Below are 22587 nucleotides of genomic sequence, written 5' to 3' on the forward strand. Positions count from 1 at the left end.
AGCAGCACCGGATGCTCGCGGATCACCTCGTCGAGGATGTCCCAGACCTCTGGCTTTTCCTTCTCGACGAGTTTCTTGGCCTGCTTGACGGTGGCCGCATAGCCCTTGGCGTCGAGCCGCGAATAGATGAACGGCTTGAACAGCTCGAGCGCCATCTTCTTGGGCAGGCCGCACTGGTGCAGCTTGAGTTCCGGCCCGACCACGATCACCGAACGGCCGGAATAATCGACGCGCTTGCCGAGCAGGTTCTGGCGGAACCGGCCCTGCTTGCCCTTGAGCATGTCGGAGAGCGACTTGAGCGGCCGCTTGTTGGCGCCGGTGATCACGCGCCCGCGCCGACCGTTGTCGAACAGCGCGTCCACCGATTCCTGCAGCATCCGCTTCTCGTTGCGGATGATGATGTCCGGCGCCCGAAGCTCCATCAGGCGCTTCAACCGGTTGTTCCGGTTGATCACCCGGCGGTAGAGGTCGTTGAGGTCGGAGGTGGCGAAACGCCCACCGTCGAGCGGCACGAGCGGACGCAGTTCCGGCGGAATGACCGGAATGTGCGTCAGCACCATCCATTCCGGGCGGTTCCCGGACTCGATGAAGGCTTCGACGACCTTGAGCCGCTTGCCGAGCTTCTTGGGTTTGAGCTCGGTCGTCGCCTCGGCGATCTCCTGGCGCAGTTGCTCGCTCTCGCGCTTGAGGTCGAGCCGCATCAGCATCTCGCGGATCGCCTCGGCCCCGATCATGGCGGTGAAGGCATCCTCGCCGAAGCGCTCCTGCGCCTCGTGATACTCTTCCTCGGTCAGCAGCTGGTTCGGATCGAGATCGGTGTCGAGCCCGGGCTCGATCACAATGTACTTCTCGAAATAGAGGACGCGCTCGAGGTCCTTCAGCGCCATGTCCAGAAGCAGCCCGATGCGGCTCGGCAGCGACTTCAGGAACCAGATGTGCGCGACCGGCGCGGCCAGCTCGATGTGCCCCATCCGCTCGCGGCGCACCTTTGCGAGCGTCACCTCGACACCGCACTTCTCGCAGATGACGCCCTTGTATTTCATGCGCTTGTACTTGCCGCACAGGCACTCGTAGTCCTTGACGGGACCGAAAATGCGGGCGCAGAACAGGCCGTCCCGCTCAGGCTTGAACGTGCGGTAGTTGATCGTCTCCGGCTTCTTGATTTCACCGAATGACCACGACTGGATCTGCTCCGGGCTGGCCAGCGAGATCTTGATGCGATCGAAGCTCTGGGTCTGGATTTGCGGGTTGAACGGGTTGGCGATATCGTGGTTCATCCGCTCGTCTCCTCGATGATGCGCCACGCGAGGGGCGGCATCGGTTGATCTCATTGGGTCGCCTGGCACTGCGAAGGCTTGGCGGCCCGTCCGGCGGTGTGGCGGGGCGGGCGGCCCGAAGGCCGAGGCTCCGCCCCCCGTGTCGTCTCGACTATTCGGCTGCGTTCGGCAGTTGGGGCGCGTTCACGGGAATGGCGTCCTTGCGTGCCTGTTCCGCGCTGTCGATCAACTCGACGTTGAGCCCGAGCGCCCGCATTTCCTTGACGAGCACGTTGAAGCTCTCGGGAATGCCGGCTTCGAACGCATCCTCGCCACGCACGATGGCCTCGTAGACCTTGGTGCGGCCGGCAACGTCGTCCGATTTGACCGTCAGCATCTCCTGCAGCGTATAGGCCGCGCCATAGGCCTCGAGCGCCCACACCTCCATCTCGCCGAAGCGCTGGCCGCCGAACTGAGCCTTGCCGCCGAGCGGCTGCTGGGTGACCAGCGAGTAAGGTCCGATCGACCGGGCGTGGATCTTGTCGTCGACGAGATGGTGCAGCTTGAGCAGGTACTTGTAGCCGACCGTGACATTGCGATCGAACGGCTCACCCGTGCGCCCGTCGAAGAGCTTCATCTGCCCGGAGGCATCGAAGCCCGCCCGCTCGAGCATCGTGACGATGTCAGGCTCGCGCGCGCCATCGAACACCGGCGTTGCCACTGGCACCCCGCGCTCGAGATTGCCGGCCAGCTCGATGATCGCCTCGTCGCTCATCTGACCGATCGAGTCGTCGCCCTCGTAGATGCCCGCCAGCAGCGCCTTGAGGTCCTTCATACGCGCGGCATTGTCCGCCACCTCGTTGAGCACCTGCTGGATCTGCCGTCCGAGCCCGGCGCAGGCCCACCCGAGATGCGTCTCGAGGATCTGCCCGACGTTCATACGGCTCGGCACGCCGAGCGGATTGAGCACGATGTCGACCGCCGTGCCGTCCGCCAGGAACGGCATGTCCTCGACCGGCACGATATGGCTGATGACGCCCTTGTTGCCATGGCGGCCGGCCATCTTGTCGCCCGGCTGCAGCTTGCGCTTCACGGCGACGAAGACCTTGACCATTTTCATGACGCCGGGCGGCATCTCGTCGCCGCGCTGCAGCTTGTCGACCTTGTCGACGAAGCGCCGCTCGAGCCCCTTCTTGGCGCTTTCGTACTGGCGACGGATCGCCTCGACCGCGGCCATTGCCGCCTCGTCGGCGAGTGCGATCTCCCACCACTGGCTGCGCGGAATGTCGTCGAGGATCGTCTGATCGACGATGCTCCCCTTGCGCGCACCCTTCGGGCCCTTGGCCACTTCCTGACCGACCAGCGTCTCGGCGAGACGGCCGTAGACGTTGCGATCGAGGATCTGCATCTCGTCGTCACGGTCCTTGGCGAGACGCTCGATCTCCTCGCGCTCGATCGACATGGCGCGTTCGTCCTTGTCGATGCCATGGCGGTTGAAAACGCGAACCTCCACCACCGTTCCAGCCACCCCGGGGGGTAGCTTGAGGGAGGTGTCACGAACGTCGGACGCCTTCTCGCCGAAGATCGCGCGCAGCAGTTTTTCCTCCGGCGTCATCGGGCTCTCGCCCTTCGGCGTGATCTTGCCGACCAGGATGTCGCCCGGCTTCACTTCCGCGCCGATGTAGACGATGCCCGCCTCGTCGAGGTTCTTCAGCGCCTCTTCCGAGACGTTCGGGATGTCGCGCGTGATTTCCTCCGGCCCGAGCTTGGTGTCACGGGCCATCACCTCGAATTCCTCGATGTGGATCGAGGTGAAGACGTCGTCGCGCACGATGCGCTCGGAGATGAGGATGCTGTCCTCGAAATTGTATCCCATCCACGGCATGAACGCGACGAGCACGTTCTTGCCGAGCGCGAGATCACCGAGGTCGGTGGACGGGCCGTCGGCGATGATGTCGCCGGCGAGCACCGCGTCGCCCACCTTCACCAACGGCCGCTGGTTGATGCAGGTGTCCTGGTTCGAACGCTGGAACTTGCGCAAGTTGTGGATGTCGACGCCGGGCTTGGAGGGATCCGTCTCCTCGGTCGCGCGCACGACGATACGGGTCGCGTCCACCTGGTCGATGACGCCGGTGCGGCGCGCCGCGATCGCGGCACCCGAATCGCGGGCGACCACGGATTCCATCCCCGTGCCGACCAGTGGCGCCTCGGCTCGCAGAAGCGGCACCGCCTGCCGCTGCATGTTCGAGCCCATCAGCGCCCGGTTGGCGTCGTCGTTCTCGAGGAACGGAATGAGCGCGGCGGCCACCGAAACCAGCTGCTTGGGCGAGACGTCGATGAAGTCGACCCGCTCCGGCGGCACCGGTATGACGTCGCCGTTGAGCCGCACGGTGACGAGTTCGCCGAGCAGGCGTCCCTTGCCATCGACCTCGGCGCTCGCCTGCGCGACGGCGCTACGCATTTCCTCCATCGCGGAGAGATAGCGCACCTCCTTGGTCACGAGGCCGTCCTTGACGACCCTGTACGGGCTCTCGATGAAGCCGTACTTGTTGACCTGGGCATAGGTCGCGAGCGAGTTGATGAGTCCGATATTCGGTCCCTCGGGCGTCTCGATCGGGCAGATGCGGCCATAGTGGGTCGGGTGCACGTCGCGCACCTCGAAGCCCGCGCGCTCGCGTGTCAGACCGCCGGGCCCGAGCGCCGAGAGCCGTCGCTTGTGGGTGATCTCGGAGAGCGGATTGGTCTGATCCATGAACTGGCTGAGCTGCGAGGAACCGAAGAACTCCCGCACCGCCGCCGCCGCCGGCTTGGCGTTGATGAGGTCCTGCGGCATCACGGTGTCGATGTCGACCGAGCCCATCCGCTCCTTGATCGCCCGCTCCATGCGCAGCAGACCGATGCGGTACTGGTTCTCGAGCAGTTCGCCGACCGACCGCACGCGCCGGTTTCCGAGGTGGTCGATGTCGTCGATCTCCCCCTTTCCGTCGCGCAGGTCGACGAGCGTGCGGATCACCGCAAGGATATCCTCCTTGCGCAGGACGCGCACGCTGTCGTCGGCATCGAGGTCGAGCCGCATGTTCATCTTCACCCGGCCGACGGCCGAAAGGTCGTAACGCTCTGGATCGAAGAACAGCCCCTTGAAGAGCGCCTGCGCGGCCTCCGGCGTCGGCGGCTCACCCGGACGCATGACGCGGTAGATGTCGATGAGCGCGCTGTCCATGTCGCGGCACTTGTCCGCGGCAAGCGTGTTGCGGATGAACGCGCCCTTGGTGACGTGGTCGATGTCGAGCACGCGAACGGTCTTGATCGCGGCCTCGCTCAGTTTCGCGAGAATGGCCTCGTCGATCTCGTCGCCGGCCTCGCCGTAGATCTCACCGGTCTCCATGTTGACATGGTCTTCGGCAAGGAAGCGCCCGATCAGGTCCTCGTCGCGCACCAGGAGGCTCGTCAACCCGGCGTCGACAGCCTTCTTGGCCGTGCGAGCCGTGATTTTCTTTCCGGATTCGAAGACCACCTCGCCCGTCTTGGCATCGACGAGGTCGGCACCGGGCGTGGCGCCGCGCCAGCGCTCGGCCACGAAAGGAAGCTTCCAGCCCGCCTTGCCGCGATCGATGTCGATGGTGTCGTAGAACGACGAGAGGATCTCCTCGTCGTCGAGCCCGAGGGCATGCAACAGCGTCGTCGCCGGAAGCTTGCGCCGCCGGTCGATGCGCACGAAAACGAGGTCCTTGGCGTCGAACTCGAAATCGAGCCACGAGCCGCGGTAGGGGATGATGCGGGCGGCGAACAGCAGTTTGCCGGACGAGTGCGTGCGGCCACGATCGTGGTCGAAGAAGACGCCCGGCGAGCGGTGCATCTGCGAAACGATGACGCGTTCGGTGCCGTTGACGATGAAGGTGCCGTTGGGAGTCATGAAGGGCATGTCGCCCATGTAGACTTCCTGCTCCTTGATATCCTTGACCGAGCTTGCGCCCGTCTCCTCGTTGATCTCGAACACGATGAGCCGGATCGCCACCTTGAGCGGGGCAGCGAACGTGAGCCCACGCTGCTGGCACTCCTCGATGTCGTACTTGGGCGGCTCGAATTCGTAGCGCACGAACTCGAGCATGGCCCGGCCGGAAAAGTCCGAGATCGGGAACACCGAGCGAAAGACCGCCTCGAGCCCGTTGTTCTCGCGCCCGCCCACCGGCTCTTCCGCCATCAGGAACTCGTCATAGGAGCGCTTCTGGACCTCGATCAGATTCGGCATCGTCGCGGCCTCGTGGAGGTTGCCGAATTTCTTGCGGATGCGCTTCTGACCGATGAACGTCTCAGCCATGTGAGTTCCTCGTCGTTGGGCCGACCTTCGGGGGCTGGTGGCGTGCCCCGGCCGGTCTGCTGCATCGTACCGCCGGCGGGATGACGGTCCCATCGGCACGGCACGGTCTCGGACAATTCGAGCCACTGGTTCGGGCGGCTCGCCGCGAGGCGCCGACCCGGCACCTCGTGGAAAACCGCCTGCCGCCGAGGCTCCCGGCGGCGGGATCGCGGGGCCATCAGGCCCCGCGAAAGCACTGCTCAGCGCAGCTCGACGGTGGCGCCAGCCTCCTCGAGCTTCTTCTTGAGATCCTCGGCCTCGGCCTTGGAGATCCCTTCCTTGACCGCCTTGCCGCCGGCCTCGACCAGTTCCTTGGCCTCTTTCAAGCCGAGGTTGGTGACCGCGCGGACTTCCTTGATCACGTTGATCTTCTTTTCGCCGGCGTTGACCAGGATCACGTCGAACTCGGTCTTCTCCTCGACCGGCTCGGCGGCCCCGCCCGCGGCACCCGCGACAGCGGCGATGGCGACCGGCGCGGCGGCCGAAACGCCCCATTTGTCCTCGAGCATCTTGGCCAGCTCGGCGGCCTCCAGCACGGTGAGCGCGGAGAGTTCGTCGACGATCTTTTCAAGCTTCGACATTTTCGTTCCTCATTCTCTAGACGGTTTGAACCAGTTGTTCGTCGCGTGTGCCGCCACCTCGTTCGGCGGCGGCCGAGGGGCTCAGGCGGCGTCCTTGTCGGCCTTGGCCTGCAGCACCCGGGCAAGCTGCCCGCCCGGCGCCTGGACGATGCGTGCGAGTTTGCCGGCCGGGGCCTGAAGGAGGCCGACCAGCTTGCCGCGCAGCTCGTCGAGCGAAGGCATGGAGGCCAGTGCCTTGACGCCATCGGCGTTGAGCACGGTCTTGCCCATGGCCGCGCCGAGGATCACGAGCTTCTCGTTCTTCTTTGCGAACTCGACCGCGATCTTCGGTGCCGCCACCGGATCCGCCGAGTAGGCCAGACAGGTCTGGCCCTTCAGCAGATCGCCGATGCCTTCGGCGTCGGTACCGGCAAGCGCGAGCTTGGCCAGCCGGTTCTTGGCCACCTTGACCTTGCCGCCCGCCTCGCGCATCTGATTGCGAAGCGTGCTCATCTCGGCGACGGTGAGACCGGTGTAGTGGGCCACCACGATCACGCCGCTATTGCGGAACGTGTCGTGGAGCGAGGAGACGAGCTCCTGCTTTTCTGCTCTTTCCACTTGCGTTCTCCCAGAGTGAGGGCAGGTTGCCCCGCCCCCGCTGCACCATGCCGCCAGATGGCGATCGGCCTTGGCCGAAAGCCCTGACGGCGCTCTCAGCCTGTCTCGAGGAGACGCGCCCCGCCACGTGCGGCACGGTGCCTCCAGCTGGTTCCTTCCGTCGCGCACCAGCGAGCCGGTGCGAAATGGTCGGCTTCCCATCTCATGCGGGCCCCAGCGAAATCTGGGCTTAGGCCGGCAACGAGGTCACCGGCACCTGCAATCTCGGACAGGTTCGGCCCGAGGCGTTTGCGCCTCCGGCCCGTCTTACCGGGCGAACCCGGAACTCGTGTCGCGAGCGGCAGTTGCCGCCCGCTGGGTCACGTCGCCGCGCCTCAGGCCTTGGCCGAGGCGATCAGCGACTGCGGGTCGACCTTGACGCCCGGCCCCATCGTCGACTTCACCGACACGCGCTGCACGTACGTGCCTTTCGCGCCGCTCGGCTTGGCTTTGACGACGGCATCGGCGAATGCCGCGAGGTTTTCGACCAGCGCCTTCTCGTTGAAGCTCGCCTTGCCGAAACCGGCATGCACGATGCCTTCCTTTTCGGCGCGGAACTCCACGGCGCCGCCTTTGGCCGCGCGCACCGCTTCCCCGACGTTCGGCGTCACGGTGCCGACTTTCGGGTTCGGCATCATGCCGCGCGGGCCGAGCACCTTGCCGAGCCGGCCGACCAGCGGCATCATGTCGGGCGTGGCGATGCAGCGATCGAAATTGATGTTGCCACCTTGCACCTGCGCCACGAGGTCCTCGGCGCCGACCACGTCGGCGCCCGCTGCCTGTGCCTCGGCCGCCTTGGCGTCACGCGCGAACACCGCAACGCGCACGGTGCGCCCCGAGCCATTCGGCAGATTGCAGACACCACGCACCATCTGGTCCGCGTGACGCGGGTCGACGCCGAGATTGATGGCGACCTCCAGCGTCTCGTCGAACTTCGAGTTGGCGTTGACCTTGGCGAGCCGCACCGCCTCCTCGATCGTGTAGAGCTTGGAGCGATCCACGTTCTCGCGCAGTGCGCGAATGCGTTTTCCTGACTTGGCCATGGCGATTACCCCTGCACCTCGATGCCCATCGAGCGCGCCGAGCCGGCGATGATGCGCGCCGCCTGCTCGAGGTCGTTCGTGTTCAGATCCTTCATCTTCGCCTTGGCGATCTCGCGCACCTGATCCATCGTCACGGTGCCGCCAGCGCCGCGACCGGGCGTCTGGCTGCCCTTCGGCAGCTTGGCCGCCTTCTTGAGGAAATAAGAGGCGGGAGGCGTCTTCATCTCGAAGGTGAACGACTTGTCCTGGTAGACCGTGATCACCACGGGAACCGGCGAGCCGACCTCCATCTCCTGCGTTGCCGCGTTGAAGGCCTTGCAGAATTCCATGATGTTGACACCGCGCTGACCGAGCGCGGGACCGATCGGCGGCGACGGATTGGCCTTGGCCGCCGGCACCTGCAGCTTGATGTAGCCTGTGATCTTCTTTGCCATTTTGCTCCTCTCGGGGCTCGAGTGCCCCTTGCGCTGGAGTTCGTGGTGCAGCTCCGACGGCTGGCGACCGCCCTTGCCTCCCACAATCCGAACGGACCGCACGATCCGCCCGAACCGGTGTCCGTGACGGACGCCGGCCACCCGAACCCGGTCTAGACCTTTTCGACCTGACCGAACTCGAGTTCGACCGGGGTTGCCCGGCCGAAAATCGACACCGCCACCTTGAGCCGTGCCCGCACTTCATCGACCTCCTCGACCAGCCCGCTGAACGAGGCGAACGGCCCATCGGAGACCCGCACACTCTCGCCGATCTCGAAACTGATCGACGGACGGGGCCGCTCGACCCCTTCCTGAACCTGATTGAGGATGCGCTCGGCCTCGCGGTCGCTGATCGGCACCGGCTTCTTGTCGTTACCGAGGAAGCCGGTCACTTTCGGCGTGTTCTTGATGAGGTGATACGCCTCGTCCGACATCTCCATCTTGACGAGGACATACCCGGGAAAGAAGCGCCTCTCCGTCGGCACCTTGCGGCCGCGGCGCATCTCCACCACCTCCTCCATCGGCACGAGGATCTGCTCGAAGCTGTCCTCGAGGCCGGCGGCCCGCGCCCGCTCTTCGATCGCCTCGGCCACCTTGCGCTCGAAATTCGAGTAGGCGTGCACGATGTACCAACGTTTCGTCATTCTCGTTTGCCACCGTAGGTTGGCTCGCTGGACCATCCAGGTCCCGCCACCGGTTGCCCCCCAGATCAGCGCCCGGCGTTGATCAGAAGGCCGACCACCCAGCTGATGACCTGATCAGCCAGAAGGAAGAAGATCGCGGCGATGATCGACAGGATCACCACCATCACCGTGGTCACCATCGTTTCGCGGCGCGTCGGCCAGGTGACCTTGGCCACCTCCCTGCGCACCTGCTGAGCGAATTCGAATGGATTTGCCATCGTGCCTCGATCGAGGGCGAACTGCCCTCTCAATTGCTCGTCAACCGCCACCAACCCAGCCTCGGCACGCCGCGACCCGGCACACCGCAGATGCGCCCGCCCCACCTACGAGGCACGGCACTGTCGCCGCACACTCGTCACGCCAGGGCTCGCCGCCGCAGCCGTCCCCGGAACGCCCGAGGCAAGAAAAGGCGGCCACGCATGGGCCTATGTACGTTCGATCGGGCTGGCAGGGGCGGAGGGTCTCGAACCCCCGACCTGCGGTTTTGGAGACCGCCGCTCTACCAACTGAGCTACACCCCTAATTGCCACGTGCGTCCCGCCATCTGCCGATCGAGCCGGGCGACCGACGCCGACGCATCGCGCCGGCCTCCATCGCGCGCTCTTCCCGGAGCGCTTACGCTGCGGCAAATGCCGCGAGCGACCGCCAGGGCCGAGTCGCCCTTCCAGGTCGCCTGCCGATGTCGATTATCAGATATGCTTGCCCGGTCCACGCACATAGAGACCCCACCGCCACGGAGGGACCTCGAAATGACGTAGTTATAGGTCTTGACAGATCAATGCAAGCCTTTTTGGCGACGATTCAGGCATGAAATTTCGCACCACGAGGTCGCGGCGCGATCTACCGCCGGATGCGACAGTTTTGCAACAAGCATCTGTGTTTGCAGCGAAAATGCTTGGCTCGATCGAACCGGCTGCACACCCGGCTGCGAGGCTTGCCGCTCAGTGCGGCTGTCGGAAGCGCACTCGAGCGCCAACACGCGGGCACCCGCCCCATCCGCTGCCTATTGCCGGTCTGCCTAACAACAGTAAGATGGCACCCCGTCGCCACGGCATCGCCACGGACGGCACCGTGACAGCCGACATCGATCGAGACTGCCCATCGAACAAGGGAAGAGCCCCATGCCCAATGCGTCCTCGAGTATCGCGGGTAGAGCATCGTCACGACGGGTCCGTGCGCGCCTCGGCGCGTCGGTTTGGCGCGGCCTGACGGCCGCCGCTTCGGCACTGGTAATGGCAGGCGCCCTCTTCGGCATGCCCGACGCCGCCCGCGCCCAGACCTTGATCAAGCTGGGTCACGATCAGCCCGAAAGCAGCCCCCACCACGCCGCGGCTCTGAAGTGGAAGGAACTGGTCGAAAGCCGGTCTGGCGGCCGGCTGACGGTTCAGATCTTCCCGGCGAGTGTCCTCGGCAGCGGCACGCAGATGGTCGAGCAGGTCCAGGCCGGCGCGCTGGAGGCGGCTGTTCTGCCGACCGCCTGGATCGCCCCCCTGGCCCCGAGCGTGAGCGTCCTCGATCTGCCGTTCCTCTTCCCGAGCCGCCAAGTTGCCTACAAGGTCATCGATGGCCCGATCGGCGGTGAGATCCTCGCCCCGCTCGCCAAAGTCAACATTGCCGGGTTGGCCTTCTGGGAAAGCGGCTTCAAGCAGTTCACCGGCCACTTTCCCATCCGCACTCCGCAGGATTACCAGGGCCACAAAATCCGCACCATGCCCGCTCCGGTGATCCAGGAGCAGTTCAAGGCGTTCGGCGCGACCCCCGCCCAGATCAGCTTCAAGGAACTCTACACGGCCCTTCAGCAGAAGGTCGTCGATGGCCAGGAGAACCCCATCGCAACCATAGCCTCGATGCGCTTTTACGAGGTGCAACCCCACATGACCCTGTCGGACCATGGCTTCCTCGCCTATGCCTTCATGGTCAACAAGCCCCTGCTCGACGGGCTCGCCGAGGACCTGCGCAAGATCCTCGCCGACGCCGCGACCGAGGCCCGCGACTACCAGCGCACCGTTATCGTCGAGGCCGAGGCCAAAAACCTCGAGATCTTCCGCAAGGCCGGCGTCCAGATCATCGAGCTCGACGCCGCGCAACGCCAAGCCTTCGAGACGACCTCCCAGACCGTCCACGAGTGGTACGCCAAGCAGTATGGCGGCGAAACGCTGACCCGCATCAAGGAGGCGGTCGCGGCCGCCGGTTCCCAGTGAGCCACCGTCGCTGAGCGACCCGCGGACCGGCGAGGCACAGGACGAGGCGAACAGCGGGCAGCGATCGTGGTCAAGATGCTCAGGACGTGGGGAGGGTGGATCGACACCACCCTCTCCTATGCGGAGATCGTCTTCATCGGCACGGCGATGGCATTCGCCAGCCTCCTCCTCTTCGTCAATGTCATCCTGCGATATGCTTTTCTGGCCCCCATCTCCTGGGCCGAGGAGCTATCGGTGTACCTCGTGATCTGGATCGTCTTCATCGGCGCGAGCGTCGTCGTGCGCATGCGCGGGCACCTTGCCATCGATCTCGTCCCGAAGATGCTGTCACCGGCGGTCCGCCGCGTGCTCCTGGCCTGGATCCTCCTGATCAATCTCGGGTTCTTCGCCATCTTCATCTACTACAGCGCACTCCACACGCTGCGCGTTTTCGCCTCCGGGCAGACGACCCCGTCGATGGAGGCGCCGATGTGGCTGACCTACCTTGCCATGCCGGTCGGCACGACTCTCATGTTCGTGCGCACGGTCCAGCTGCTCTTCGGCGTCATCTTCGACGAGGAGGTCGAAACGGTTTCGGGGCCACAGGAGTAGGCCGCAAGGCCGCATGCTCGATGACCGGCCCGGCGGGGGCCGATGCAGGGGGGCGCGATGACAACGCTGCTGATCTTCGGCCTCCTTCTGGCCGGTCTCGCACTTTCCATTCCGATCTTCATCGTACTGACCGGCACCACATTCCTCGTCTTCGCCCTCACCTCCCCCATTCCTCTCTCGATCCTGCCGCAACGCGTTTTTGCCGGCCTCGAAAGCTTTCCCCTCCTCGCCATCCCGTTCTTCTTCTACGCCGCCACGATCATGAGTCGCGGCGGCCTTTCACGCCGCCTCATCCGTTTCGTCCAGACCCTGGTCGGTCACCTTCCCGGCGGGCTCGGCATGACCGTCGTGCTCACCTGCATGATCTTCGGCTCGATCACCGGCTCCAGCGCCTCCACCATCGTCGCAGTCGGCTCCACGCTTTATCCGGCCCTGCTCGCGGCCGGCTACACGTCCCGTTTCGCGCTCGGCGCGGTCACCTGCTCGGCCCTCATCGGCATGATCATCCCGCCGAGCAACGCCATGATCATCTACGGTGCCGTGGCCAACGTCTCGATCGGCGCGCTCTTCATGTCGGGCATTGGCGCGGGGCTGGTCTTCACCGTCGCCTACTGCACGTATTGCGTCGGCTGGGCGGTGGCCAACGGTGTGCCCCGCACCCCACGCGCCACGCTCTGCGAGGTCTGGTCGGCCCTGCGCGATGTGTTCTGGGGTCTGGGTCTGCCGGCGATCATTCTGGGCGGCATCTACGGCGGCATCTTCACGGCAACGGAAGCGGCCGCCGTTTCCGTCGTCTACGCCGGCTTCGTCTGCCTCGTCGTCTACCGTGAACTCGACCTCACCGGCCTATGGGAGGTGACCGTCGAGGCCAGCCTCAACTCCGCGCGGATCCTGATCCTCGTCGCCGCGGCGAGTGCGTTTTCCTGGCTGATGACCGTCTCCGGCACCGCGGCTCGGATCGCCTCCCCGATGGCCGGCCTCACGCAGGAGCCCGAGTTGCTCCTCGCATTCGTGAACGGGCTCGCCTTGCTCACGGGCATGTTCATCGACGTCTTCTCGAATATCCTGATCCTCGTGCCGATCATCCTCGGCACCATGACCGCGGCGGGCGTCAGCCCGACCCACCTCGGCATCGTCATGACCGTCAATGTCGACATCGGCAACGTCACCCCGCCCTTCGGCCTCAACCTGTTCGTTGCGAGCGCCACCTTCGACAAGCCTTACCTTACGGTCGTGCACGCCGTGCTGCCTTGGCTGGCGATCGCCATCCTCTGCCTCGCCATCATCACGTATGTTCCCGAGATCTCACTCTGGCTGCCCCGCCAGCTCTATCCCGGGCTGAACTGAAGCCGACCGCGTGCCGCCGGACCGACCGTTTGCAATATCGAGGGCCGCCGTCTAACTAGATCCGGCCAATTCTCGTCAGCCGAGGCCTGCGAACCTCGACCGCAAAGCCTTCTTGCAGTTCGCTCCTCGGTCGCCCGCGAACACCCCCCGCCCCACCTCTCCGACATCGGCCCGCCGACCGTTGCCCGCCCCCAGATTACGGATCCCGCCATGCTGGCGACCATCGCTGCGATAGCGCCGATTTTCCTCACCATCGCGCTCGGCTATGCGCTCTATCGTGCACGCGTACTGAGCGAGGAGATGTGGAGCGGAGTCGATATCCTCTGCTTCTACGTGCTTTTTCCGGCCCTCTTCGTGCGCACCGTCGCCAACGCGCAGTTCACCGGCCTCGACGTCTGGCCCCTCGTCATCGGCACCATGTCCGGCGTCCTGGTGAGCGCCGGACTCATGCTGCTGGCGCGACCTCTCCTGCGGCAGCGCCTTGCAGTTTCCGACCCTTCCTTCACCAGCCTCTTTCAGGGCGTCGTGCGCTGGCACGCCTTCTTCGGCCTCGCCATCGTGACGGCACTCTACGGCCCGGACGGCATCACCCTCATCGCCATCGTCATTCTCGCCCTCATCCCGCTCCTCAACGCCATGACGATCGCGGTTCTCGTGCGCTTCGGCAGTGGCCAGACGAGCCCCAACCTGGCGTCCGGCGTGCGACAGGTGGCACTCAACCCACTGATCCTGTCGGTCGTGGCCGGTGGCATCCTGAACCTGACGGGCATCGGGCTGCCGCGGCCGGCGCGCGAGGTCGTCGATTTCCTGGCGAGCGGCGCGCTCGGCATATCGTTGCTGGCGGTCGGGGCGGGCTTGCGGCCCCTGGAGGGTGGCGGAACCGGGCGTCTCGTGCTCGGCTGCGCCCTGCGCCTCGTCGTGCACCCGGCCATCATGTGGGTCATGCTCACGCTTGCCGGTGTCGATGGCCTTGCGCTGACCATCGGTGTGCTGTCGGCCGCCGTTCCGACCGCTGTCAACGCCTACATCCTGGCCCGCCGAATGGGGGGTGACGCACCGCTGATGGCGAGCCTCATCACCGCGCAGGTGCTGGCCTCCGCGGTGACCTTGCCCGTGATCCTCTGGCTGCTCACCCCGCAATGAGGTCTGCGCAAGCGGCGCCGGAAACGAAAGAGCCGCCGCACAGTCGTGCGGCGGCTCGATGACACTCGGCAGGGGCGAGCCGGTCAGCTGAGGTCGGCATCGACCGTGAAGCCGTCCTTCTCCATCTTGAACCGCCCGTCGGCGACGCAGCGCGCATAGATCGCCGTCTTGCGCAGTCCGCCCAGCGGATAATAGTGCATGCCCTTGACGTTGCAGCCCGGATCGGTCGCCGCGTACGTCGCCAGATCGAGCAGCAGCTTGTCCGGGGCCTGCGGGCGCAGCAGGCGCGTGACGTTGGCCGCCTGCCGGCGGATGAAGTTGATCGAGTTGCCGACGCCGCAAGCGATCGCGTAGTTCAGCAGCGTCTTGACCGTCGCGATGCCGGGCACGCCGATGTGGATCGGCATCTTGTTGCCCGAAGCGTTGAGCCGCTTGTCCCATGCGATGACCGGCTCGGCCTCGAACACGAACTGCGTCACGATATGGAGGTGCGCACCCGTGCGCTCCGCGAAGGCGTTCTTCCAGGCGATCGCCTTCAAGTGCTCTTCTTCAGGAAAGTCCGGCGAGCCTTCCGGATGACCGGCAACGCCGATCGTCTTGATGCCGTACTTGTCGAAAAGTCCCGTACCCAGCATCTGCATGGAGTCGGAATACTCCCCGAGCGGCTTTGCGACGGCCCCGCCGATGCACAGCACCCGGTCGACGCCGGCTTCGCCCGAGACGCGCTTGAGATAGTCCTCGAGCATGTCCTTGCTGGTGACGCTGCGCGCCGCGAAGTGCGGCACGGGCTTCATGCCCTCGCCCCGCAGTCGCACCGCGAGCTTGACCGTGTCGAGATAGTCGGAACCCGGAAGGAAGGTGATGTAGACGACGGACCCCGGCTCGAGATGCTCCCGGAAATCCGGGATCTTGGCGGCGGATGCGGGCGTCGTTTCGCTGGTGAACCCTTTGGCGAAGGCAACGATCGCCTGCTTGGCAGCCTCGGGCGAAAGGGGTGCTGCTGCGCTGGACATGACGGGGGCTTTCTATTCGCTTCTGACCTGAACCCGTCGCGGGACAGGGGAGGTCCGCATCCGCGCGACGCGGATCGACCCCCCTCGACCCAGCCCGGGTCACAATCTGCTTATGCCCTCGCAACGCTTGCGCGGGCAATCGGCTCCGTTCAGGCGGCGGCTGCCGCCGCCTTGGCCTTCTTGGCCTCGGCGCGCACGTGGGCGAGGTAGCGCAGGGCATACTCGTCCTGTGCGGTCATCACCTCGGCCGCATACTTGAACTCGATGTATTCCTTGGGATCGTTCATCAGCGGATCGATCATGATCGAATCACAGCCCGCGATGATCGACAGGATGATGAAGGCGTCGTTGAGCTGCTTGCGGTTCGGCAGACCGAACGAGACGTTGGAGAGGCCGCCGAAGATATGCACTTCCGGGAAGCGCTCACGCAGGGTCTTGACCGCGTCGAGGAAGTCCTTGCCGAACTGCGGCCCCGCGCCGACCGGGAACACCAGCGGATCGAGGTAGATGTCGTCGTGCGGGATGCCGACCGCATCCATCATCCCCATAAGCTTGGTCAGGAATTCGACGCGCTCGGCGGCGTTCTGCGGCATGCCGTTCGCACCCGAACCGTTGCCGAAGATGATGCAGTTCTGTTCCTTGGCGAGGTGGATGAGGACATCGCGACCGGCTTCGAGCGAGACCGAGTTGATCGCCGGGCGGCCGGCGGAGCGATCGTAGACCTCGAGACCAGCCTTGATGGTCTCGGGGTCGGAGGAGTCGATCGCGAACGGCACCGTGCCGCAGATCGACTGCGCCGCCTTCACCAGCCAGCGCATGTGCTCCTTGCGCTCTTCCGGGTAGACCGACAGCTCGTCGCAGCACAGGTCGATGATGTGCGAGCCCGCGTTCACCTGCGACATGATGGCCCAGGTGAGGAACTTCATGTCGCGCGTCTTGACGGCGTGCCCGATGTGGCCGATGCGACCGGTCTTCTGCAGGGCCGGATCCTTCGGGAACACCTCGGTGATGTCGAAGGCACCCTCGCTGCCGTCGAGATCGGTGTACACCCACACGTATTGGTCGCCGCGCTTCTTGATTTTCGGACTGTCGGCGCGGATACGGCGCGTCGTGTTGATGTTTTCCCCGATGACGATCAGCTGCTTGTCGGACATGGCCCATTCCTAACATGGTCGCGTTGGCTCGTAGCCTCCGTTCTGTATCCGCCAGTCCGCGAAGTCCATGGCCGTCGGGGGCATTCGCACTGCCGCTGGATGATGGGGGGCTTGCGCGCACTGCAAGACGCTTGGCCCCGGAGCCCCGAGGCAGTAGTTGAGGGGGCCCGATGGCCCAAGGAGCCGGTGGCACGAGTGGAATTATCCGAATTCGCAGCTCGGGATTTCCGTATCGGATCGCATCGTGCGGGGTGACCGGTCGCCACCGGACCGGGGAACGAAACGACCCGCCGGACCGGCTTTCCAAGGCCGGTCTCGGCACCAGGGAGCATGCACGACGTGCAACCGGCATCAGGCGATCGGGCAACCCCCTGGTTGGTGACGGGGCTCGGCATCACCCAGACCATCGCCTGGGCATCTTCGTACTATCTTCTTGCCATCATCGCCGATCCGCTGGCCGAAGCCGTCGGCACGACGCCGGCCTGGATCTTCGCGGCCCTCTCGCTCGCCATCCTGGTCTCGGCCGTCGCCGGCCCGCTCGCCGGCCGCCTGGTCGACCGCGACGGCGGCCGCGCGGTCCTGCTCGCCTCGAACCTGATGTTCGCCGCCGGGCTCTCGGTGCTCGCCTTGGTCGACAGCCTTGTCGGTGTCATCGCGGCCTGGCTCGTGCTCGGCATCGCCATGGCCTTTGGGCTCTACGAGGCGGCGTTCGCCACCATCACCGCCCATCGGCCACTCACCGCACGGCGCGCGATCACCATGATCACGCTCCTCGGCGGCCTGGCGAGCACCATCGGTTGGCCGCTCACCTCGCTCTTCGAGGTTGCCTGGGGCTGGCGCGGCGCCTGTGTTGCATGGGCAGCGATCCACTTGGCCATTGCCCTTCCGATCAATTTCCTATCGATCCCGCGCGCCAGACCAGCCGTATCGACCGGTGCCGGGCAAGCCGATGCACCCGAGCAACTGGCGGAACCGGGGCCGGCGACAGAAGCAGCGCGCACGGCCCCGAAAATCTCGCGCTTCGCCGTCATGCTCGTTGCGTTCTATTTCTGCCTCGAATGGTTCATCAGCACCGGCATGGCCGTGCACATGCCACGCCTGCTCGAGGCTCAGGGCCTGGATCACGCCTCGGCCATCGCCGCCGCCGGCCTCGTCGGCATCGCCCAGTCCGCTGCACGCCTCACCGAATACGCATTGTTCGCACGCGTCCATCCGGCGCTGCTCGCCAGTTTCGCCGCTTCGCTCCACCCCCTCGGGGCACTGCTGCTGACGCTCTTGGCGGGCGTTGCTGCGCCGCTGTTCACCATCCTGCACGGCATCGGCAACGGCCTGTTCACGGTCGCGCGCGGCACCTTGCCTCTGACACTCTTCGGTGCCAGCAACTACGGCCTTCGGCTCAATCTCTTGATGATGCCCGCACGTATCGCCCAGGCCGCAAGTCCGTTCGTGCTCGGTCTGGTAATCGACCTGGGCGCAGACCGCGCCCTCGTTCTCACGGCCGGCCTCGGCCTCATCGCGATGCTGACAACCGCCCTGATATGGAGACGAGACCAGAACGATGCCCATACGCCACGTCGACGCCATTGATCACCTGCCCGCACTCGATCGGCGCTACATGCAGCGCCTGCCCAACGAGGGGCTTTCCGACCCGCTCGGTCACAAGCCACGCATTCTCCTCCTCTATGGCTCGCTGCGGCCGCGCTCCTTTTCCCGCCTCGTGGTCGAGGAATGCGCCCGGCTCCTGACGCTGTTCGGCGCCGAACCCCGCATTTTCGATCCCTCGACACTGCCGCTTCCCGATCAGATCACCGGCGACGACCACCCGGCGGTGCACGAGTTGCTGGAGCTGTCCATGTGGTCGGAAGGCCATGTCTGGTGCAGCCCCGAACGCCATGGCCAGATCACCGGCGTCATGAAGACGCAGATCGATCACCTGCCGCTGAGCCGCGGCGGCATGCGCCCCACCCAGGGGCGCACGCTGGCGGTCATGCAGGTCAGTGGCGGTTCGCAGTCCTTCAACGCCGTCAACACGTTGCGTGTGCTCGGCCGCTGGATGCGCATGGTCACCATCCCCAACCAGTCGAGCGTGCCTATGGCCTTCCAGGAGTTCGACGAAGCCGGCCGAATGCGCGCATCGAACTACTACGATCGCATCGTCGACGTCATGGAGGAACTGGTGCGCTTCACGATCCTCGTGCGCCCGCGCGTCGAGTTGCTGACCGACCGCTATTCCGAGCGCAAGGAGCGCGGTGGTCCAGCGCTCGATCCGGCCAAGGACCTGTCCTCCATCGCCATCGCTCCCCAGCGCTGAGACCGCGGCGGCTGGCGCGTGCCAGCCGCCGGGCTCAGGTGGTCTTGCGCGCGTATTCGGAGACCGCGCCGAGCCGCCGTTCGATTTCATCGACGCTCGGCGGCGTGCCTGGAACGTGTCTCTCGAGCGCCTCGCGCATCGCAGCCAGATGCTCGGGGCTCGTGCCACAGCAGCCCCCGATGATGGTCGCGCCGCTGTCGCGCGCGAGCCGGGCGTAGTCCGCCATCAGCTCCGGCGTACCCGAATAGACGATCTCCCCCGCGTCACTCATTTGCGGCAGCCCGCAGTTGCCCTTGGCGACCACTGAGAGCGGTCCGCTCTCCCGGGCCATGGCTGCGACGTTGCAGACGAGTTCGGAGGCACCGGTACCGCAGTTGGCGCCGATGGCGACGAGATCGTGGCCGATCCCTTGCGCGATCTTGGCGAAAGCGACCGGCGAAATGCCCATCATCGTGCGCCCCTTGGTATCGAAGCTCATGGTCGCGACGATCGGAAGGTCGGTGCGAGCCGCGCCCGAAACCGCCGCTGTCAGTTCCTCTTCGGACGAGATCGTTTCGATCCAGAGGACATCGGCGCCGCCTTCCGCCAGACCTTCGGCCTGCTCTGCGTAAGCGGCCGTTCCGGCCTCGACCGTGAGGTCCCCGATCGGCTGATAGAGATCGCCCGTCGGCCCCATGCTGCCGGCAACCAGCACCGGCCGCCCTGCCGCGTCGGCCGCCGAGCGGGCGTGCGCCGCTGCCTTGGCGTTGACCTCGCGCACGCGGTGCCCGTCGCCATGCAGCCGCAGCCGGTTCGCCGTTCCCCCGAACGAGTTCGTCAGCACGAGATCGGCGCCGGCGGCGATGAACCGGCGATGCAGGTCGATAACCCTGTCCGGATGCTCGTCGTTCCAGATTTCCGGCGGCGTGCCCGATTTGAGACCCATGCGGAAGTAGTTCGTGCCGGTGGCGCCGTCGGCGAGAAGCCAACCGCGCTCACGCAGCATCTCGCGAATCGAGTGCTTGGGCATGCTAGAGTGCCTCGCGATCTTCATCGACTCGCGCGACAATAGTCGCCTCGCCGGCCTCTGGCCACACACCATCCGGCTGAGGCCCGCGCGGCCTCGGGCGACATCGCGGCGACCGTTCGCATGGTGCGGAGCATCCGAATGCAGGGCAGCGACGCCACGGCCGCCACGACGCAGGCGACATCCGGCACCGTCAGCATCGCGGTTCTGCTGCTTTGCATTGCCCTGCTCGCGCTCGCCACCGGTCTCCAGGGCTCGCTGATCGGCGTCAGCGCCGTGCGCGCCAATTTCACCAGTCTCGAGATTGGCTACGTCGCGACGGGCTACCCGGTCGGGTTGCTCATCGGCTCCTGGCTGACGCTCTCACTGGTCGACCGTGTCGGCTACATTCGCGTCTTTGCGGCCTATGCTTCGATCGCCTCGTCGGCGGCGTTGCTGGTGCCGCTGATCGCGGACCCGAACTGGTGGTTCGCCCTGCGCGTCCTCACCGGTGTCTGCACCGCCGGGCTCTACATCATTTGCGAAGCCTGGCTCAACGCCGCCACGAGCAATGCCAACCGTGGCCGCGTCCTCGCCGTCTACATGGTCGTTACCTACAGCATGATGGGGCTCGGTCAGTTCCTGCTCGCGATCGACGACACTTCCGGCCTCACCCGTTTCATCGTCGCCTCCGTGATCCTGTCCTTCGCGCTCGTGCCGATCACACTCATCCGCGTCGAGGCGCCGAGCGTCGCACTCGCCAAGCCGCTTTCCCTCGCGACCGTCGTGCGCGCCTCGCCGCTGGCGGCCGCGACGATGTTCGTCAACGGCATCGCCCAGAGCGCGTTCTTCGGTCTCGGTGCGGTCTACGGTTCGGCGCTCGGTCTCTCGGTGGCGCTGATTTCGTTGATGATGGCACTGCCGACCCTCGGGGTCACGCTCCTGCAATATCCTCTCGGCCAGCTCTCGGACCTGGTCGACCGGCGCGCGCTGTTGTTGGTGGTGAGCGGTCTTGCGGCGCTGGCCGCCTTGGCGGCCTCGCTGGCGCTGACCGACGTTTGGTGGCTGATCGCGCTCTTTGCGCTCTACGGCACCCTCGCCATCCCGACCCGCTCGATTGCCCTCGCCCACGCCAACGATCAGATCCCGCGCGAACAGACGCTGTCCGCCTCGAGCAAGCTCTTCCTGATCTATGGAATCGGCTCGACGGCGGGACCTCTGGCAGCCGGAACCGTCATGGAAATGGCCGGAACCCAAGCCTTCATGCAGTTCCACGCAGCCGCCTTCGCGTCCGTTTTGATCTTTTCGCTGGTGCGCATTCTACTCGGTCCGGTGCGCCAGCGCACCCGCCAGGCCGGCGTCGTGCAGGTGACCCCGACCTCGACACCGGTGGCCACCAAGGGCCTCTTGTCGGGGCGCGACCAGGACGACCCGGAGGAAACACCGGCTGCCCAATGAACCGCAAGCAGAACGGCGCCCGATCGCTGCCGCCTGACGCCGCAAGGCCCCTCACTCGAAGTCGGGCCACCCTTTCCAGCCGGACGGCACGTCGAGCTTGTAGTTGCGGCTGTGCGTCTTGACGTCCCAGCGAACGTAGAGATCGCCGAGAAAGAAATAATTCTTGCGGTTGTTGAGCGCCGCGCTGCGCCGCGTCCAATTGACGCTTACCGCGCACGTCGGGGCAATGACCAGACCGCCGGTCCACCCGTCCCCGATCTTGCGCGGATAGCCGCGATCCTCGGCGGCCGGGAAATTCGCTCCCTCCACCGTCCAGCGCGTGTACTCGTCGCCACGGAACGCGTAGATGCGGCGGGCATCGCCATAGTCGACGAAGAGAGGGGTGAAATGGCCGTCCTCGATCAGCCGGCTGGGCAGCACCGTCGAAAGCTCGAGCGCCTCCTCGACGATCCGGTTCTTTCCGATGTCCCAGGCGACGACGCGCTTTTCCCCTTTGAAGAAGAAGAACGCGCGATTGCCCCATTCGGGCACGTGGATCGCCCCCTCGAGCACACCGCCCGGCACCGCCTCCATCAACCCCGGCCAGCCCTGGGAGATCTCGCGCGGATAGCCTTCATAGAGCCGCTCGTTGTCGACGTCCCAGCGGATGTACTGACGATTCTTGAAGAAATAGAGCGCGTAAGGTGGATCCGATTTCAGCGACTGGCGCCAATCGACGTAGAGTGCAGCATTGGGCCCGTACATGATCTCGCCTCCCTCGCGCCTTTCGGACAATCACCAATATAGGTGCCGCGACGCCAGGTACACCAGCGAGGACGTGCGCCAGACGCATTGCCCATGCCGAGAGATGCGGCAACGACCTTGGGATCACCAGACCGGTCCGGCCGCGCGCGGATCGCTCCCCGCGCCCGCAATCTTCAGCGAACGGTCCGGAAGATCGCCGCCTGCACCGGATGGGCGAGCGGTCCGTCGTCGCGCAAAAGGCGCACGGCATCGCCGACGACGAGCGGTTCCATCTCCGCCTCGATCCGCCCGAGGACGACGTTGTGCGCGCCGTCCATGGCGATGAGACCGATTTGCCAGTTCCCCGTTCGCCCGCTGATCGGCAGGGTCGGTGAAGCCGACGTGAGCGCGGTGATGCGCCCGAGACCGGAGAGGGTAATCCACACCCCGGCTTCGCTTCCACAGGTGCAAACGAGGCGCGGCGCGAACCAGACCCTGCCGCAGGCCGCACACCGGCTGGCCATCGCAATGCCCCGTTCGAGGCCCTCGAAATAGGGGCCGAGCGCGCCGAGCGGGTGGCTGTAATGCATGGCGATGGAAATCTCGCATGTCCGGCCCGCCGACATCGTCGT

General features: G+C 65.6%; 20 protein-coding genes and 1 tRNA gene. 7 read left to right on the top strand and 14 right to left on the bottom strand.

Features of this window, described 5'->3' with window-relative positions:
- The 9 genes from GC150_05470 to GC150_05510 form a co-directional block, all read right to left on the bottom strand.
- A partial coding sequence (locus tag GC150_05470) for a DNA-directed RNA polymerase subunit beta' (protein MBI1384340.1) occupies positions 1–1277 on the bottom strand: 1277 nt, incomplete at its 3' end.
- Between the two features lie 151 nt (positions 1278–1428).
- Positions 1429–5574, bottom strand: a complete 4146-nt coding sequence (rpoB, locus tag GC150_05475) for a DNA-directed RNA polymerase subunit beta (protein MBI1384341.1) — start codon at positions 5572–5574, stop codon at positions 1429–1431.
- Between the two features lie 239 nt (positions 5575–5813).
- The gene (locus tag GC150_05480) at positions 5814–6194 is read right to left on the bottom strand and encodes a 50S ribosomal protein L7/L12 (protein ID MBI1384342.1); all 381 of its coding nucleotides are present in this window, start codon (positions 6192–6194) and stop codon (positions 5814–5816) included.
- 81 nt (positions 6195–6275) lie between these two features.
- The gene (locus GC150_05485; GenBank protein MBI1384343.1) at positions 6276–6791 is read right to left on the bottom strand and encodes a 50S ribosomal protein L10; all 516 of its coding nucleotides are present in this window, start codon (positions 6789–6791) and stop codon (positions 6276–6278) included.
- Between the two features lie 374 nt (positions 6792–7165).
- Positions 7166–7873 carry a 50S ribosomal protein L1 gene (locus GC150_05490; GenBank protein MBI1384344.1) on the bottom strand — a complete coding sequence of 236 codons (708 nt, stop codon included), beginning with the start codon at positions 7871–7873 and terminating at the stop codon, positions 7166–7168.
- Between the two features lie 5 nt (positions 7874–7878).
- Positions 7879–8307 carry a 50S ribosomal protein L11 gene (rplK, locus tag GC150_05495; GenBank protein ID MBI1384345.1) on the bottom strand — a complete coding sequence of 143 codons (429 nt, stop codon included), beginning with the start codon at positions 8305–8307 and terminating at the stop codon, positions 7879–7881.
- 152 nt (positions 8308–8459) lie between these two features.
- On the bottom strand, positions 8460–8990 hold the full coding sequence (nusG, locus tag GC150_05500) for a transcription termination/antitermination protein NusG (protein MBI1384346.1): 531 nt from the start codon (positions 8988–8990) through the stop codon (positions 8460–8462).
- A gap of 65 nt (positions 8991–9055) precedes the next feature.
- Entirely contained in the window at positions 9056–9247 is a 192-nt protein-coding gene (gene secE / locus GC150_05505) for a preprotein translocase subunit SecE (GenBank protein ID MBI1384347.1), read from the bottom strand.
- A 227-nt stretch (positions 9248–9474) separates the two neighbouring features.
- A tRNA-Trp gene (locus GC150_05510) sits at positions 9475–9550 on the bottom strand.
- Positions 9551–10261: 711 nt separating this feature from the next.
- Here GC150_05510 and GC150_05515 point away from each other — a divergent pair.
- From GC150_05515 to GC150_05530, 4 genes are all read left to right on the top strand, one after another.
- On the top strand, positions 10262–11230 hold the full coding sequence (locus GC150_05515; protein ID MBI1384348.1) for a DctP family TRAP transporter solute-binding subunit: 969 nt from the start codon (positions 10262–10264) through the stop codon (positions 11228–11230).
- A 75-nt stretch (positions 11231–11305) separates the two neighbouring features.
- Positions 11306–11821 carry a TRAP transporter small permease subunit gene (locus GC150_05520; GenBank protein ID MBI1384349.1) on the top strand — a complete coding sequence of 172 codons (516 nt, stop codon included), beginning with the start codon at positions 11306–11308 and terminating at the stop codon, positions 11819–11821.
- Between the two features lie 57 nt (positions 11822–11878).
- Positions 11879–13168 carry a TRAP transporter large permease subunit gene (locus GC150_05525; protein ID MBI1384350.1) on the top strand — a complete coding sequence of 430 codons (1290 nt, stop codon included), beginning with the start codon at positions 11879–11881 and terminating at the stop codon, positions 13166–13168.
- A gap of 210 nt (positions 13169–13378) precedes the next feature.
- On the top strand, positions 13379–14311 hold the full coding sequence (locus GC150_05530) for an AEC family transporter (GenBank protein MBI1384351.1): 933 nt from the start codon (positions 13379–13381) through the stop codon (positions 14309–14311).
- Between the two features lie 83 nt (positions 14312–14394).
- Here the strand turns inward: GC150_05530 and GC150_05535 are convergent, their stop codons facing one another.
- Entirely contained in the window at positions 14395–15324 is a 930-nt protein-coding gene (locus tag GC150_05535) for a metFprotein (GenBank protein MBI1384352.1), read from the bottom strand.
- A gap of 149 nt (positions 15325–15473) precedes the next feature.
- Positions 15474–16478 (bottom strand): hypothetical protein, encoded by a 1005-nt coding sequence (locus GC150_05540; protein MBI1384353.1) that lies wholly within the window; start codon positions 16476–16478, stop codon positions 15474–15476.
- A 330-nt stretch (positions 16479–16808) separates the two neighbouring features.
- Here GC150_05540 and GC150_05545 point away from each other — a divergent pair, with 330 nt between their 5' ends.
- Together GC150_05545 and arsH are read left to right on the top strand one after the other, a co-directional pair.
- Positions 16809–18065 (top strand): MFS transporter, encoded by a 1257-nt coding sequence (locus GC150_05545; GenBank protein ID MBI1384354.1) that lies wholly within the window; start codon positions 16809–16811, stop codon positions 18063–18065.
- On the top strand, positions 18037–18789 hold the full coding sequence (gene arsH / locus GC150_05550) for an arsenical resistance protein ArsH (protein ID MBI1384355.1): 753 nt from the start codon (positions 18037–18039) through the stop codon (positions 18787–18789). Before GC150_05545 ends, arsH begins: the two co-directional genes overlap by 29 nt.
- 34 nt (positions 18790–18823) lie before the next feature.
- On the opposite strand, the gene bmt is transcribed toward arsH, so the two are convergent.
- A complete protein-coding gene (bmt, locus tag GC150_05555) occupies positions 18824–19798 on the bottom strand; it encodes a betaine--homocysteine S-methyltransferase (protein ID MBI1384356.1) in 975 nt (324 codons plus the stop codon).
- A gap of 120 nt (positions 19799–19918) precedes the next feature.
- Between bmt and GC150_05560 the strand changes: the two genes are divergently transcribed.
- Positions 19919–21232, top strand: coding sequence for an MFS transporter (locus GC150_05560; GenBank protein ID MBI1384357.1), 1314 nt, complete (start codon positions 19919–19921; stop codon positions 21230–21232).
- 51 nt (positions 21233–21283) lie between these two features.
- Here the strand turns inward: GC150_05560 and GC150_05565 are convergent, their stop codons facing one another.
- Complete coding sequence (locus GC150_05565) at positions 21284–21976, bottom strand: hypothetical protein (GenBank protein MBI1384358.1); 693 nt, start codon at positions 21974–21976, stop codon at positions 21284–21286.
- A gap of 173 nt (positions 21977–22149) precedes the next feature.
- On the bottom strand, positions 22150–22581 hold the full coding sequence (locus GC150_05570; protein ID MBI1384359.1) for a hypothetical protein: 432 nt from the start codon (positions 22579–22581) through the stop codon (positions 22150–22152).
- Positions 22582–22587 lie beyond the last annotated feature (6 nt).

It is taken from the genome of Hyphomicrobiales bacterium, assembly GCA_016125495.1.
Classification (GTDB): domain Bacteria; phylum Pseudomonadota; class Alphaproteobacteria; order Rhizobiales; family RI-29; genus RI-29.

Bases quoted from the DNA above. Each gene is read 5' to 3' on its own strand.
- rpoB (MBI1384341.1), bottom strand. From the start codon at position 5,574: ATGGCTGAGACGTTCATCGGTCAGAAGCGCATCCGCAAGAAATTCGGC.
- GC150_05480 (MBI1384342.1), bottom strand. From the start codon at position 6,194: ATGTCGAAGCTTGAAAAGATCGTCGACGAACTCTCCGCGCTCACCGTG.
- GC150_05490 (MBI1384344.1), bottom strand. From the start codon at position 7,873: ATGGCCAAGTCAGGAAAACGCATTCGCGCACTGCGCGAGAACGTGGAT.
- rplK (MBI1384345.1), bottom strand. From the start codon at position 8,307: ATGGCAAAGAAGATCACAGGCTACATCAAGCTGCAGGTGCCGGCGGCC.
- nusG (MBI1384346.1), bottom strand. From the start codon at position 8,990: ATGACGAAACGTTGGTACATCGTGCACGCCTACTCGAATTTCGAGCGC.
- secE (MBI1384347.1), bottom strand. From the start codon at position 9,247: ATGGCAAATCCATTCGAATTCGCTCAGCAGGTGCGCAGGGAGGTGGCC.
- GC150_05515 (MBI1384348.1), top strand. From the start codon at position 10,262: ATGGCAGGCGCCCTCTTCGGCATGCCCGACGCCGCCCGCGCCCAGACC.
- GC150_05520 (MBI1384349.1), top strand. From the start codon at position 11,306: ATGCTCAGGACGTGGGGAGGGTGGATCGACACCACCCTCTCCTATGCG.
- GC150_05525 (MBI1384350.1), top strand. From the start codon at position 11,879: ATGACAACGCTGCTGATCTTCGGCCTCCTTCTGGCCGGTCTCGCACTT.
- GC150_05530 (MBI1384351.1), top strand. From the start codon at position 13,379: ATGCTGGCGACCATCGCTGCGATAGCGCCGATTTTCCTCACCATCGCG.
- GC150_05535 (MBI1384352.1), bottom strand. From the start codon at position 15,324: ATGTCCAGCGCAGCAGCACCCCTTTCGCCCGAGGCTGCCAAGCAGGCG.
- GC150_05540 (MBI1384353.1), bottom strand. From the start codon at position 16,478: ATGTCCGACAAGCAGCTGATCGTCATCGGGGAAAACATCAACACGACG.
- GC150_05545 (MBI1384354.1), top strand. From the start codon at position 16,809: ATGCACGACGTGCAACCGGCATCAGGCGATCGGGCAACCCCCTGGTTG.
- arsH (MBI1384355.1), top strand. From the start codon at position 18,037: ATGCCCATACGCCACGTCGACGCCATTGATCACCTGCCCGCACTCGAT.
- bmt (MBI1384356.1), bottom strand. From the start codon at position 19,798: ATGCCCAAGCACTCGATTCGCGAGATGCTGCGTGAGCGCGGTTGGCTT.
- GC150_05560 (MBI1384357.1), top strand. From the start codon at position 19,919: ATGGTGCGGAGCATCCGAATGCAGGGCAGCGACGCCACGGCCGCCACG.
- GC150_05565 (MBI1384358.1), bottom strand. From the start codon at position 21,976: ATGTACGGGCCCAATGCTGCACTCTACGTCGATTGGCGCCAGTCGCTG.
- GC150_05570 (MBI1384359.1), bottom strand. From the start codon at position 22,581: ATGTCGGCGGGCCGGACATGCGAGATTTCCATCGCCATGCATTACAGC.